We start from the raw sequence: 13,581 nt of genomic DNA, 5'->3' as shown, positions 1-13,581 counted from the left end.
CCCCTATTCTAAACTTGATTTCGCGTGAAACCTAGCGGCTATGCCGGTTGGCCACGACGAGCACCAAACAGCCGTCTGCGCCCCAGATCCACGCCGATGGCACCTTGCTGCAGCGGCAAGGAGTGCAGCATTTTGAGGGTGCTGCTCACCAGCGAGCGCCCCTCCTCGGCCCCGAGATGGGGATCGAGCGGCGACATCAGGGAGCTGGCCAGCAGCTGTCCCGTCTCGGGCAGTTCGCCCACCATAAAAGTCATGTTGCCGCAGGGGAGCTGCAGAGCGAGCCGATCGCTGCTGCTGCGCACCGGCCACCGTTGATCCGGCCCCGGCAGCACCACCAGGCTCAGCATCCAGGGAGTGAGCACGCAGCCGAGCCACTGCTCTTCAAACAACACGCACTCGGCCACTATGGGCATGGTGGCGTGATAGAAGAGCAGCCCTTGCATTTCTTCCCGGGCGATCCGCTCGTACTGAACCACCAGCAGGGGTGCGGGATTGCTGGCAAAACCGGCAAACTCCTGTACGGCATCAACCTCGCTTAAATGGGACTGCGCCATAAACCCTCCTGCTCTTGTTTTGCCTTTTCCTGTTCGGAAAGCGGCATTGCGGGGGCGCCAACGCTGGCCAGCAGGGTCAGAATCCGATCCTTCGCCTCCCCCATGGCCGCCGCCACTAGCGGGGTGAGGCCGATGCGGGGTTCGAGAGATTCAGGCTCTATGCCTATCAGAGTGAGCCGCTTGGGGGATTCCTCCGTCATGTGCAGCGCCGAGAGCACGTCCGCCAGCCCCAGCTGGTGCGGTGAGATCTTGCGGCCAAACAGGGTCGGGATCTCCTCGCCCTGCAGGGTCACCACTGTGCCCGGCGGGTTACCGCTGCGCACTGCGTCCGCCAGTATGATGTGGTCACGACTGGCCATGGCTTCCAGCAACTCCATGCCGGCGGTACCGCCGTCCAGCAGCTCTATGCCGGGGGCAAAACGGTATTCGCGCCCCAGCGCCTCGACGATGCGCACTCCCACCGCCTCGTCGCTCAAGAGCAGGTTGCCCACTCCCAGGATCAGGGTGTTCATCACAGCACCTTCACCTGAGTCGTTTCGCCATTCTGGGTATCCACCACGTGGACCGCGCAGGACATGCAGGGGTCGAACGAGTGGATGGTACGCACCACCTCCAGCGGTTTGGCGGGATCCGCCACCGGCGTGCCCACCAGTGCCTGCTCGTAGGGGCCGGGTTCGTCGTTGAAGTTGCGCGGACCCGAGTTCCAGGTCGACGGCACCACCGCCTGATAGTTGGCGATCTTGCCCTCCTTGATAACGATCCAGTGGGAGAGCATGCCGCGCGGCGCCTCTTCAAAACCCACCCCGCGAAACTCCTTGTCCGCCGGGATCTCGGCCTTGATGTAGGCGGTGAAGTCCCCCTTGCCGATGTTGTCGATGAGCGCCTTCCACTGGTGCGCCAGGGTGTCTTTCAGCACGCAGCAGCGCACCGCCCGGCCGATAATGCGCCCCATGGTGGAGTGCAGCTGTTCGGTCTTGATGGCAGAGCCGGTGAGTGCCTTGTAGATGCCGTTCAACTGGTCGAAATGCGCCACCGTCTCCGGGTGCTTGGCAGCCAGTTTAACCAACAGATCTGCGAGCGGCCCCACCTCCACCACCTTGCCGTAGAAGGTGGGGGATTTGACCCAGGAGTACTTGCCATCATCCTGCCAGCCGGTGTAGCTGGGTTCAGTTTTGCCCTCCCACGGCTTGAGAGGCTCATCATCCTTGTACCAGGCGTGCTTGTTGCTCTCGGCAATGCCGTCCATCAGCCAAGCATCCTGATGGCTCTCTATGGGGCGATAACCCGCAAGATTGCCATTCTCGATATAGCCGCCCGGCATCAGGAAGCTGCCGCCGTCGGCGTCGGTGGGGAGCTCGGGCACGCTCAGATAGTGCTTGGCCCCCTGCCCCAGCGCCAGCCACTCGGGGTAGTGCGCGGCTATGATGGCGGCATCCACCTTGTAGACCTGCTCGATGAACTCGCCGAGCCGGTCAATAAAGCTCTTCACATAGAGCAGCCGTTCCAGGTTGAGCACACTCGGCGCATCCAGGTTGATGGGGTTGGCCACCCCCCCCACCGCCAGGTTTTGGATATGGGGCGTCTTGCCACCCAGGATGGCGACGATGCGGTTGGCATCGCGCTGGCACTCCAGCGCCTGCAGGTAGTGGGCCACTGCGATGAGGTTCACCTCCGGGCTCAGCTTCATCTCCTTGTGACCCCAGTAGCCGTTGGCAAAGATGCCGAGCTGACCGCTGGCCACCAGCGCGCGGATCTTGTCCTGCACCTTGGTCAGCTCTTCGGCGCTGTTGAGGGACCAGGTAGACACCCCTTTGAGGATGTCCGCCGCCTTTTGCGGATTGGCCTGCAGCGCCGCCGTGATGTCCACCCAGTCAAGCGCCGAGAGCTGGTAGAAGTGGACTATGTGATCGTGGATGTTGTGGGCCGCGATGATGAGGTTGCGGATGTACTGGGCATTGACCGGCACCTTGGCACCGATGGCGTTCTCCACCGCCCGCACCGAGGCGATGGCATGGATGGAGGTGCATACCCCGCAGATGCGCTGCACTATCATCCAGGCATCGCGCGGGTCGTTGCCCTTGACGATCTCCTCCATACCGCGCCACATGGTGCCAGACGACCAGGCCTTGGTGACTATGCCGCCTTCGATTTCGCAGTCGATACGCAGGTGCCCCTCAATGCGGGTGATGGGGTCTATGGTGATACGTTGGCTCATACGTTGGCTTTCCCTCGGGCCTGATAATCTTGGTGAACACGTTCAAGTGATGGCAGTACCGGCAAGAGCCGGATCAACAGCAAATAGGCACACACCTCGATGGCGACGAAGCCCAGGGAGATCAGCACCTCCTCCGCGGAAGGGAAGTAGTGGTAGCCATTGCCGGGGTTGAAGGCGAGCAGGGAGTAATCCAGTCGCCAGAGGGCTGCGCCCAGCAGCATGCTGAGGGCCCCCAGGAACAACATGCGCGAATCCCGGCGGCTCTTGTCCCAGTGGAACACCAGCAGCGGGAAGAGCATCAGCGCAATCTCGCTCCAGAACATGATAGAGAAGCGATTGAACTCGGAGAGATAGGCCGACTTGTCGTTGATGACGATCTCGGCAAAGCGCAGCGCCACAAACAGGATCAGGAAGATGTCGATCACCTGGGTCAGCTTGTAGAACAGCGACTTCTCGTTGGGGCCACGCCCCGCCAGTCCCGCCTGCACCAGGGATCCCTCGAACACCACGATGGAGAAACCCATGATGAAGGCAGTCAGCAAGGAGAAGACCGGCAGCAGCTCATAGCTTTGCCAGAGCGGATGTATCTTCTCCCCCGCCACTATCATCAGGGAGCCCATGGAGGACTGGTGCATGGTGGGCAGCAGGGCCCCCAGCGCCAGCACGAAGAACATGATCTTGTTGAGGCGAATGAGTGACGCCTTCCAGCCAAACTTTTCCAGCAGCACGGGCGCGAACTCCAGCGCCATCACCCCGATATAGATGGTCATGCAGACCGCCGTCTCGAACAGCACAGAGGAGGTGTTGAAGTGGCCGGGCAGGTAGAAGTACGGCAGGTTCCAGTAACGCCCCACGTCTATGGTGATGGAGAGGCCCCCCAGCGAATAGCCGAACAGACTGGCCAAGAGCGCCGGTCGTACCAGGGGGTGATACTCGCCCCGGTTGAACACATAGACCGCCCAGGCCAATGCCCAACCGCCGCAGGCGAAACCGGTACCGATCAGCAGGTCAAAGGAGATCCAGAGCCCCCAGGGATAACCCCCGTTGAGATCGGTGACCGAGCCCAGCCCGAAGAAGAGGCGTTTGAGGATCAGCATGCCGCACAGCACGGCAAAGGGGGCCAGCACCAGCACAGGCCAGCTGACCAGCTTACCGCCGAGCGGGTGCGCCTTGTGATTACTCATGATCCTTGCCTCCCTTTTCATGGCCCTGTTTGCCCGAGCCCTGATCATGGCCATCGCCTTGATGGTGATCGTGGCCATCGCCTTGATGGTGATCGTGGCCGTTCTGCTTGCTGTGGCGACGAATGAGCACAGAAAGACCGGTCAGCACCACCATGGGCAGCACCATCCCCTTGTAGAGGGTGTGCTGAATATGCTCGGAGCGGGCACCGGAGGAGAGCTCCGGCAGGTCGGGCATGTCGAGCTTGGTATAGGGCACCCCGGCCAGCACCAGTACCTGGGTACCGCCTCCCTCCTTCTCGCCATAGACGTAAGGCTGGTAGCTCGGCACCTCATGCAGATAAGGGTCGTTGGCGGTAAGGGTCTGGCGCGGATAGGCGTATTCGCTGCCGGGGCTCGCCAGCAGGCGGCGCTTGGCCTCGGCCATCAGATCCTCGCGGGTGCCAAAAATCACGGCGCCGGTCGGGCACACCTCGACACAACCGGGCAGCTTGCCCTGAGTGATCCGCTCAAGCCCTTTCTGGTTGCAGAGTTCGCACTTGTGGATGGCCCCGAGGGGGTTGTCGTAGTCATATTTGGGCACATCGAACGGGCAGCCCACCATGCAGTAACGGCAGCCGGTGCAGACGCTCGGATCATAATGAACAATGCCGGTCTTGGGATCTTTTGTAAGGGCCTGCACCGGACAGACCGAGACGCAGTTGGGATCGACGCAGTGCATGCACTGCTTCTTGATGTAGGCGTAACCATCTACCAGCTGATCCTTGTGCTCACCCGTGCCGCTCTTCCACACCTGAATGATGTTGTTGGTGTAGGGCGTCAGCTTGTCGTTGGTGGACCAGGTCTGTGCTCCCTCCGGATTGGACGAGTTGCCATTCAAACGCTGGCACTCCGCCACACAGGCCTGACAGCCAACGCAGAGGGTGGAGTCGTAGAGCATGCCGAGCGACCCGGGAATGGGCGGCTTGTTCTTGGCCGCCGCCAGCGCAGTGCCGGGCACGCTTGCCCCTGCCGCCAGTGCGCTGGCAGAGGCGAATTTGAGGAAATTGCGTCTGTTCACGGTTACTCCTCCCGTGATGGGTGCTGCCCGGCTTCGTGGCGCTTCTGCTGGCGACCGAGTTCACGCACCGTCATCAGACTCACCCCCACCAGCACCCCGAGGGCCCCCCCGATGAGACCCGTGGCGGTGGGCGAGGTATAGCCCCCCTCCTGGATCTTCACATCGGGTTTATCCACCCGCGGGGTCGGGTTCTCGACCTTGGCCAGCTGGAAGATCCCCTTGCTGAAACCCACCCCCTGCTCGTTACAGCCATAACAGGGGTGGCCGATGCCGACCGGCCAGATGCCACCGCCCACATCGCAGAACTCCAAAGTCGAACAGTTGCCGTAGGTCTCCGGCCCCTTGCAGCCCAGATGGTAGAGACACCAGCCCTGACGGTGGCCCTCATCGCCAAACTCCTTGGCAAAACGCCCTGCATCGAAGTGCGGACGACGTTCGCAGTTCTCATGGATAAGGCGCTCATAGGCAAACAGCGGGCGCTTCTTGCTATCCAGCGCTGGCAGCTTGCCGTAGGTGATGTAGTAGGCGACCGTGGTGAGGAAGTTGTGGGGGTTGGGCGGGCAGCCGGGAATATTGATGATGGGGGTGCCGATATTGCCGAGGGCCTCTTCGAGGCTGACGGCACCGGTCGGGTTGCCACCGCTGGCAGGCACGCCACCCCAGGCTGCGCAGGAGCCGATGGCGATGACGGCGGCGGCATCGACGGCAGCACGGCGAATATGGTCGACGATGGGCTCACCGGCCACCATGCAGTAGACGCCGCCATCTTTGAGCGGAATGGAGCCATCCACCACCAGCACGTACTTGCCTTTATAACGTTTGATGGCGTTGTGCTTGTTCTCTTCCGCCTGATGACCAAAGGCCGCCGAGAGCACCTCGTGATACTCCAGCGAAATGGTATTGAGGATCAGGTTTTCGATGGTGGGGTGGGTGGCGCGCAGCAGCGACTCGGTGCAACCTGTGCACTCCTGCGCCCCTATCCAGATCACCGGCGGCCGCTCGGGGCTGGTGAGCGCGGTGGCCATCTTGGCCACGGCATTCTGGCTTAGACCCAGGGTTGCGGCCATCCCGGCACACAATTTCATAAAATCACGGCGATTAATTCCATGAGCCGATAAAAAATTATCCTCGACCATTCTTCTTATTCCCGTTAATGAGCACTTGTTTGATAAATGCTTAATGACGGAAATGCTAAGGACTCCCCTCTCCTCACGTGTTGATCTTTATCAAGCCACAGGGCATTACCAAAATATAAAACCCATCGCCATTAATCAAAAAAACCATATGTAGCAAACTCTTAACTATTCCAGCACTGGCACGCACAAATACCCACAAGGGGGTAATTAATGTTGTAATTGAATTAACAACATTAAAATTACGCGTTAATTCTCGATGCTAAATATTCAGAGCGGATATCTGATCACACAAATTATCCCATGCAGATGTTATTGACTCTGAGTAATCCCGGTGAAAATAAACACCGCTACCAGATACACCTTTATTTAATGTAAATGAAATATTACCGAAGCGAACGGAGGTACCAATAAGACGCGCTATCACATGGCCAGGTATTTAATCGACAGACATGAGAAGCTGACACGAAGAGCCTCAAAAGGGTCGTCCACTTGCTGCGTAGGCTCCTCCAATGGCGACACCGTATCATAAGCACGCCAACAAATGACTCATACGAGAGCCTTCATCCTTGCCTCGGAGGCCCTGCTTGTGCATATTGCCCAGTTCCAAATACCAGCGACATATCATCGCTCATCAACACGGGGTTTCTCATATCAGGCATACAGAGATAATGGAGAAGAGGGGGGAAACCACTGTGGATTTTTCTCTTGTCGCTATGTCCCCTTGCGATCCTCCGGGAGCAATTCGTTTCCTGGCTGCAGACAGAAATAATTCCCCGACAAGAAAACGCGATAGAAATCACCAGTCAAAAAACATTGGCAGATGAAAATGCCATGATTTTGTCAAAAAACGATTATTCATCATACACTATTTACCATTACAAGCACGACTGGTAACATAATTAAAACATAGGCAGGTGTATGTGCTAACAGTGTAGTGACCATGCCCCCTACAAAGTCGCTACCTGTATTGAAGCAGTTCACCATGGAGGGCTCAGACAAACTGGCCGATATTTTATATCCATATACCAGTGATGGTTTATTTGTAAAATAGGTATTAGCTCGTCATCACATGGTTGAATATAAAGATAATGCTTATGCCAATTAGATATTCAAATGACATTGTAAATCTTTAATCGCACAAGGAGTGCGATGACTGAATGACGTTTGCCAAACACGCCATGCTTATTGTGCTGCCGGCAATATCCATCTTCATTTTCATGGAAGAAATAACCCATCATGAATACTGTTACTGCCAGCATCGATGTGGATGCACTGCACCATAATTTTGCCGTTGTGCGGCGCCATGCTCCCCACAGCAAGATCATCGCCGTGCTCAAAGCCAACGCATATGGACATGGTCTGTTGCAAGTCGCCAATACCCTGTCTCAGGCGGATGCCTATGGGGTGGCGCGGATCGAAGAGGCGCTGGTTCTGCGGGCAAACGCCATCACCAAGCCCATTCTGGTGCTGGGTGGATTCTTCTCGGCAGAGGCACTCCCCCTGCTGGCGGCTCACGACTTACAGACCACCATTCATACCTGGGATCAGCTGGCACTGCTTGAGCAGGCCGACCTGCCGACACCGATCACCGTCTGGCTCAAGCTTGATACGGGAATGAACCGGTTGGGGCTCAGGGCGCAGGATATTCCCGCCTTTGTCGAGCGGCTGGCCAACTGCAAGAACGTGGTGCAGCCCTTTCATCTCATGACCCATTTCAGCCAGTCCGACGAGCAGGACAGCCAAGCCACCCCGCAGCAGATCGAGGAGTTCAATGCACTCACAGCACGGATGCAGGGCGAGAGGGCCATGGCCAACTCGGCGGGGATCCTGGCCTGGCCAGACTCTCGCAGCGACTGGATAAGGCCGGGAATCATGCTCTATGGCGCCTCCCCCTTTGGCGGACAGCTGGCATCCGAACATGATTTGCGTCCCGTCATGACCCTCAGGAGCCAGCTCATCGCCATCAGACCATGCGAGCAAGGGGAGTCGGTAGGATATGGTGGCCATTGGGTGGCCCATCATGACACCACTCTGGGCGTGGTTGCGGTCGGCTATGGGGATGGATATCCACGCATGGCACCTCAGGGAACCCCTGTGCTCATCAATGGTCGGCGGGTCCCCATAGTGGGGCGAGTGTCCATGGACATGATCACGGTCGATCTTGGGCCCGGTGCCGGTGACAAGACGGGGGATGAAGTGATCCTGTGGGGGGATGGCCTGCCGGTGGAGCAGGTGGCAGAAAAGATAGGAACCATCCCCTATGAGCTCCTGACCCGGCTCACGTCGAGAGTCGTCATCAAACCCGCCAGCAAGCGGGGCTTGTTGACGACAGCAAGCTGATGTGGCCTGCATTGTCATCTCTCACGCGCACAATGGCGTACCTCCACCATTGAAGTGAATAAACCAGCACCATCATTTTGCCTGGCGTGTGGCTGGTATCATGACCAGCCACCTTTTGCTGTCCTGTTGCATATTCCATGCGTCGATTCACGCGAGAGTCGCTGCATGCAGCCGGGCCTGACACCCAATGTATTCATGCCTTCCATGCACAGATTGCCCGACTCCGCCATGCAGATGCCACGTCGCGGCTGACAATATCTCCTCTGCCACACCATCAGCCGGTGCATCTTCAGGCACAAAAAAGCCCCATGGATCTCATGGGGCTTTCTCAATTCATCGCGGTACGAAAGACATGACCAAATAGCATTACACACAAGGGGGATATCGCAGAAAAATGGCATATCTGAAAACAAAAAAACCGACCATCAGGTCGGTTTCTTTAAATATGGCGGTGAGGGAGGGATTCGAACCCTCGATACGTTGCCGTATACACACTTTCCAGGCGTGCTCCTTCAGCCACTCGGACACCTCACCAAATTTTTACTTCTTTGAAGTGGCTTTCGGAGCACGCTACGCGCGCTTTCTTGCCGACTTCGTCGGTGGGCAGCCACTTGGATACCTCACCAAATTTTGGTCTGTTGATTAACGTGTTCAGCCAACACTAGGTTCGCAGCACTGTTGCGCTGGAACGGGGCGTAATTTAGGGGAAAGCCCCGCCTGCGTCAACGGCTTTTTTCGCCAAAGAAACCGTTCGCACATTTAACGCACAAATCAATGCACAGATTCGGATCCGACCTGTATTTCAGGCAGATTCAGGAAGCCGAGGCGCTCGCATTCAGAGACCACTTCGTGGGTCGCGGCCGTGGTGCTTTCAACGAACAACAGGAACTGCTCCACGGAGAGGCCCGCCTTGGTGAAGACGGTGTGACCTACTATGAGGCGCGGCAGGTTGTCGTCGATGATATCGAGGAACACCTTGAGCGAGGGGTATTGCATGTTGAGACGACCCAGTTCGGCCATCAGCGGCAGCAGCGCCGAAGGGCGCACTTCCAGCTCGGATGAAAACAGCAACCCTTCCTCTTCGACAAAGATCCGGCTCTCCTGAATGCCGTCGACAGACTGCAGGGAGACAATGTGGATGCCATGACACTGGTCGCAAACATAGTGCTCGATGCGAGCCTGCTGCAACCAACGCATTATCATTTCAGAGCTGGGGATATTCATCATTTCCACGACACGATAAGGATCAAGGGGCGCAGTCTAAACCAATTTTCCGGCAACCAAAAGTGCAGTGGCCGGATAAGCGGGGGCTCCGCTTCTTTTTGGCAAGCGCTATGCATATACTCAGCCCATTCTCGCACCACCTTCGCTCGACAGAAGGACAGATGACCATCCAAGAAAAGTATCGCCTGCATCTGAAATCCCTCTCGGATGAACTGCTGACTCTGCAAAAGCCCATCCGTATTCTGGATGCCATCAAGTGGCCCCGTCATCTTCAGGCCGAGTTTCTGGCCAAGGGGGGACGAGCGTTGCCCGCCATCGGCCAGCACTTCTACGAAACCCTCCCCCTTGGCTTCGATCCACGCAACAAGTATCTGGAGCTCAAGGAGCTGAGGGACAGGATCCGCAGAAAGCTGGGCCCCCAGGACGATCTGGGCCGCATTCTGCAAGAAACAGTCGATCAGTACATGGTGGTGATCGAGATGCTCCGCCAACGCGGGCAACCTGACTTTCTGCGCTACAGCCAATTGCTCTATGGCTCCGCCAGCGACCACCTGCGCGGCGATCGCAAGACTCTCAAGGAGCTGGGTGCCCGTCTGTGCGATATCTTCTCCCTGCCCGGTGCCCGTCATCTGGTGCGCCCCTACCCCAAGGAGTTTGAAGGGGAAGCGGCGGTCGCCAAGCTGCAGGGCAAGCTGTCGAGCTACTTCAGCGAGGGGACTGTGCAGGTCAAGTTGAGCGATGGCATCGTCTCGGATGCCGCCGCCGGCGGGGATTACATCAAGCTCAGCTCCCACGCCCGCTTCTCCGAGCTGGATCTGCAAGTGCTGGAAGTACACGAAGGCTGGGTCCACGTGGGCACGACCTTGAACGGCCGCCAGCAACCCTACGCCACCTGGCTCAGTGCCGGCTCGCCGCGGATCACCGCTTGTCAGGAGGGGCTGGCAGTATTGATTGAAACCCTTACCTTCAGCTCCTTTCCGGATAGGGCCAAGCGTATCTCGGACAGGGTGATGGCCATCGACATGGCGGAGCACGGCGCCGACTTTGTCGAAGTGTTCCAGCACTTTGTGAAACAAGGCACCAGCGAGCACGATGCCTACAAGATCACTCAGCGGGTATTTCGCGGCGGCATGGTCGAAGGGGGGGCCTGCTTTACCAAGGATCTCTCCTACGTGCGTGGCTACGTGGAAACGGTCAACTTCATTCGCAGCGCCGTGCTGGAAGGGGTACCTGAAATCCTGCCCATGCTGTTCGTCGGCAAGGTGACGCTGGATGACATTCCAGTGCTCTATCAGCACTATCTGGAGGGCTTGATCGATGCCCCCCGCTATCTGCCCCCCATGTTTCGCGACCTCACCGGACTCTATGTCTGGTTTGGTTTCGCCTCCGGCATGTCTCTGGTGGACATAGGCCGGGTACAGCACCATTTTCGCCAACTGTTTCACCGCCTGCCGGTGGCCGACCCCATCATAGCGCCGGTGGATATAGAGATAGACTGAGCCGCTGGCGGCAACAAAAAAGGCGCCATAGAGGCGCCCTTGCTGTCATTCCTATCAGGCTATTTATATGCCCGCCCGGCCAGATAGTGCTTGCGGCACAGAGACACATAGCGATCGTTGCCGCCTATCTCCACCTGCTCCCCATCGCGCATCACCTGCCCGGCTTCGCTCACCCGTGAGTTCATGTGGGCCTTGTTGCCACACCAGCAGATGCTTTTGAGCTCCTCAAACTTGTCAGCGAGGCATAGCAGATGGTAGGAGCCGGGGAACAGCTCCCCCCGAAAGTCGGTCTTCAGACCATAGGCGATCACCGGAATATCCTGCTCATCGACGATGCGGGCCAGCTGGTAGACCTGTTCGCGGGTCAGAAACTGGGCCTCATCGACGATGAACACATCGATGCGTTTTACTGCATGGCGCGCCTTGACCATGTCGAACAGATCGCAGGTATCACTGAACACCTCCACCTTCAACTCCAATCCAACCCGGGCACTGATCACCCCGGCGCCGAAGCGATCGTCGATGGCCGGTGTCATGGCCAGGGGCTGCATGCCACGCTCCAGATAATTGAAGTGGGCTTGGATGAGCTGGGTGGATTTGCCTGAATTCATGGTGGCAAATTTGTAGTGCAGTGAAGCCATTATGCTGTTCCGAAACTGAATTTATGGGGCGCATGCTAACCAAAGCCCCGGACAAAACCAAGGGGCCCATGGGCCCCCTGCTCTTCAAGTGTGTTTTTTGTGCGTTATGCGGTGGCCAGCGCCGGTCGTGTTTTCGCTTTGCGCAGGTGATAAGTGGTAAACACCACGAACCAGAGCGCACTGACGCTAAAGCCCGCCAGCACGGAATGCATCAACCCCATGGCCAGGTAGCCGAGCGCGGCACCAAAGGCGATGGTCAGCGCATAGGGCAGCTGGGTCATGACGTGATCGATATGATGGCAACCGGCACCCGTGGCCGACAATATGCTGGTACTGGAGATGGGCGAGCTGTGATCCCCGAACACTGAGCCTGCGAGTACGGCGGCCAGCATAGGCAACATCAGGCTGATGTCGCTGGCGGCCGCCATGTCACCGGCCAGGGGCAACATGATGCCGAAGGTGCCCCAGCTGGTACCTGTGGCAAATGCCATGGCGCAGGAGAGGATAAACACCACAGCAGGCAGCACTTCGATCGGCAGGTTGCCGTTCGCCAGGGAAGCCAGATATTTACCGGTCTCCACATCCCGCACCACAGAGCCGATAGCCCAGGCAAACAGCAGAATAGTGATCGCCGGCAGCATGGCCATCACCCCTTGGGGCGCGGCCTTGATCCAGTTCTTGGCACCCAGCTTGAGGCGCAGCGCCAGACCGATGGAAACCACCAGGCTGCACAGGGCACCGTAAACCAGAGAGGAGCCGACATTGGTGTTCTCGAACGAACCGAGCACGCTGAAGGGCAGCCCCTTCTCGCTCAGCACGGCAGCCCCTGAGTCAATCATGAAGTAGACGGTTGCGGCGGTCAGCGTCAGGATCGGCAGCACCATGTCAATCATACCGCCATTGCTCTCCTCCGGGCTCTCCATATCCAGACCGATGGGACGGCCCTTGGATTCATCCCACAGCTTGCCTTCCAGCGCCCACTGCTCATGTTGACGCATGGGGCCGATATCGAACTGAAACGCGATCACCACCAGCACCATGATCAGGGTGAACACGGCGTAGAGGTTCATCGGGATCATCTCGACAAACGCAGCAATCGGGCTCTGCTCGGTCAGACCATGCGCCGCCATGATGCCGCCTACCAGGGCGATAATGTAGGCCCCCCAAGAGGAGATGGGCATGAGCACACAGACGGGAGCCGCAGTGGAGTCGAGCAGATAAGCCAGCTTGGCGCGGGAGATCTGGAAGCGATCCGTCACCGGACGGCAGATTGCTCCCACCGACAGACTGTGAAAGAAGTCATCAATAAAGAAGGCAAACACCATCATGCCGGTGAGCGCCTTGGCCCCCTTGCGGGTCTTGGCACGGCGCTCGGCCCACTCGGCAAAGGCGCGGGTGGCGCCGGAGACACTCATCAGGCTGATGAGGCCACCCAACAGCAGCATGAACAGTATCATGTTGACGTTGTCACGATTGAGTGCACCATCGACCCAGAAGATCTTGAGCACTGTGTTCAAGATGTAATGCAGGGAGTCGAGGGGAGAAAACTGATTGAGCAGCAGGCTGCCGGTCAGGATCCCCGCCCCCAGCGACAGCAGGACGCGGCGGGTCAGGATCGCCAGGGCGACGGCCAACAAGGGGGGAACGACAGACCAACCTGAGTCGGCGTACTGAATGATGTCCATGATCTCTTTGCACCTAAAGACAGCAGGTGGAGATCTACCGAGAGGA

General features: G+C 58.1%; 11 protein-coding genes and 1 tRNA gene. 2 read left to right on the top strand and 10 right to left on the bottom strand.

Going from position 1 to position 13,581, the window contains the following annotated elements; genetic code table 11:
- Positions 1-38: 38 nt before the first annotated feature.
- From hybE to hybO, 6 genes are read right to left on the bottom strand one after another with little or no spacing between them, the layout of a single operon-like run.
- A complete protein-coding gene (gene hybE / locus GWQ31_RS04965; RefSeq protein WP_275908785.1) occupies positions 39-554 on the bottom strand; it encodes a hydrogenase-2 assembly chaperone in 516 nt (171 codons plus the stop codon).
- The gene (locus tag GWQ31_RS04960) at positions 536-1,066 is read right to left on the bottom strand and encodes a HyaD/HybD family hydrogenase maturation endopeptidase (RefSeq protein ID WP_275908784.1); all 531 of its coding nucleotides are present in this window, start codon (positions 1,064-1,066) and stop codon (positions 536-538) included. The genes hybE and GWQ31_RS04960 overlap by 19 nt, the downstream gene beginning before the upstream one ends.
- Positions 1,066-2,769: a hydrogenase 2 large subunit gene (gene hybC / locus GWQ31_RS04955; RefSeq protein WP_275908783.1), complete on the bottom strand. Its 1,704-nt coding sequence runs from the start codon at positions 2,767-2,769 to the stop codon at positions 1,066-1,068. The genes GWQ31_RS04960 and hybC overlap by 1 nt, the downstream gene beginning before the upstream one ends.
- Positions 2,766-3,953 carry a Ni/Fe-hydrogenase cytochrome b subunit gene (hybB, locus tag GWQ31_RS04950; RefSeq protein WP_275908782.1) on the bottom strand — a complete coding sequence of 396 codons (1,188 nt, stop codon included), beginning with the start codon at positions 3,951-3,953 and terminating at the stop codon, positions 2,766-2,768. The genes hybC and hybB overlap by 4 nt, the downstream gene beginning before the upstream one ends.
- Complete coding sequence (gene hybA, locus GWQ31_RS04945; RefSeq protein WP_111588736.1) at positions 3,946-5,010, bottom strand: hydrogenase 2 operon protein HybA; 1,065 nt, start codon at positions 5,008-5,010, stop codon at positions 3,946-3,948. The genes hybB and hybA overlap by 8 nt, the downstream gene beginning before the upstream one ends.
- 2 nt (positions 5,011-5,012) lie before the next feature.
- The gene (gene hybO / locus GWQ31_RS04940; RefSeq protein WP_219598866.1) at positions 5,013-6,146 is read right to left on the bottom strand and encodes a hydrogenase 2 small subunit; all 1,134 of its coding nucleotides are present in this window, start codon (positions 6,144-6,146) and stop codon (positions 5,013-5,015) included.
- A gap of 1,236 nt (positions 6,147-7,382) precedes the next feature.
- Here hybO and alr point away from each other — a divergent pair.
- A complete protein-coding gene (alr, locus tag GWQ31_RS04935) occupies positions 7,383-8,486 on the top strand; it encodes an alanine racemase (RefSeq protein WP_275908781.1) in 1,104 nt (367 codons plus the stop codon).
- Positions 8,487-8,932: 446 nt separating this feature from the next.
- Here the strand turns inward: alr and GWQ31_RS04930 are convergent.
- Together GWQ31_RS04930 and GWQ31_RS04925 are read right to left on the bottom strand one after the other, a co-directional pair.
- Positions 8,933-9,020 (bottom strand) — tRNA-Ser (locus GWQ31_RS04930).
- Between the two features lie 237 nt (positions 9,021-9,257).
- The gene (locus GWQ31_RS04925) at positions 9,258-9,713 is read right to left on the bottom strand and encodes a YbjN domain-containing protein (RefSeq protein ID WP_080561576.1); all 456 of its coding nucleotides are present in this window, start codon (positions 9,711-9,713) and stop codon (positions 9,258-9,260) included.
- Positions 9,714-9,871: 158 nt separating this feature from the next.
- On the opposite strand from GWQ31_RS04925, the gene GWQ31_RS04920 reads away from it, so the two are divergent.
- Entirely contained in the window at positions 9,872-11,209 is a 1,338-nt protein-coding gene (locus GWQ31_RS04920) for a flavohemoglobin expression-modulating QEGLA motif protein (protein ID WP_113721246.1), read from the top strand.
- Positions 11,210-11,268: 59 nt separating this feature from the next.
- Here GWQ31_RS04920 and GWQ31_RS04915 read toward each other — a convergent pair whose 3' ends face one another.
- Both GWQ31_RS04915 and GWQ31_RS04910 read right to left on the bottom strand, forming a co-directional pair.
- On the bottom strand, positions 11,269-11,850 hold the full coding sequence (locus GWQ31_RS04915) for a thymidine kinase (RefSeq protein WP_005315094.1): 582 nt from the start codon (positions 11,848-11,850) through the stop codon (positions 11,269-11,271).
- 104 nt (positions 11,851-11,954) lie between these two features.
- On the bottom strand, positions 11,955-13,535 hold the full coding sequence (locus tag GWQ31_RS04910; protein WP_058394088.1) for a Na+/H+ antiporter NhaC family protein: 1,581 nt from the start codon (positions 13,533-13,535) through the stop codon (positions 11,955-11,957).
- Positions 13,536-13,581 lie beyond the last annotated feature (46 nt).

The sequence above is a fragment of the Aeromonas sp. 2MA4 genome (assembly GCF_029237305.1).
Taxonomy (GTDB): Bacteria; Pseudomonadota; Gammaproteobacteria; order Enterobacterales; family Aeromonadaceae; genus Aeromonas; species Aeromonas salmonicida.
Note: the sequence above shows the minus strand (reverse complement) of the source record. Positions and strands in the feature narration are given on the sequence as shown.

Coding starts and splice junctions, on each gene's coding strand:
- GWQ31_RS04925 (WP_080561576.1), bottom strand. CDS start 9,713: ATGATGAATATCCCCAGCTCTGAAATGATAATGCGTTGGTTGCAGCAG.
- hybB (WP_275908782.1), bottom strand. CDS start 3,953: ATGAGTAATCACAAGGCGCACCCGCTCGGCGGTAAGCTGGTCAGCTGG.
- GWQ31_RS04915 (WP_005315094.1), bottom strand. CDS start 11,850: ATGGCTTCACTGCACTACAAATTTGCCACCATGAATTCAGGCAAATCC.
- GWQ31_RS04920 (WP_113721246.1), top strand. CDS start 9,872: ATGACCATCCAAGAAAAGTATCGCCTGCATCTGAAATCCCTCTCGGAT.
- hybC (WP_275908783.1), bottom strand. CDS start 2,769: ATGAGCCAACGTATCACCATAGACCCCATCACCCGCATTGAGGGGCAC.
- hybE (WP_275908785.1), bottom strand. CDS start 554: ATGGCGCAGTCCCATTTAAGCGAGGTTGATGCCGTACAGGAGTTTGCC.
- alr (WP_275908781.1), top strand. CDS start 7,383: ATGAATACTGTTACTGCCAGCATCGATGTGGATGCACTGCACCATAAT.
- hybO (WP_219598866.1), bottom strand. CDS start 6,146: ATGGTCGAGGATAATTTTTTATCGGCTCATGGAATTAATCGCCGTGAT.
- GWQ31_RS04910 (WP_058394088.1), bottom strand. CDS start 13,535: ATGGACATCATTCAGTACGCCGACTCAGGTTGGTCTGTCGTTCCCCCC.
- GWQ31_RS04960 (WP_275908784.1), bottom strand. CDS start 1,066: ATGAACACCCTGATCCTGGGAGTGGGCAACCTGCTCTTGAGCGACGAG.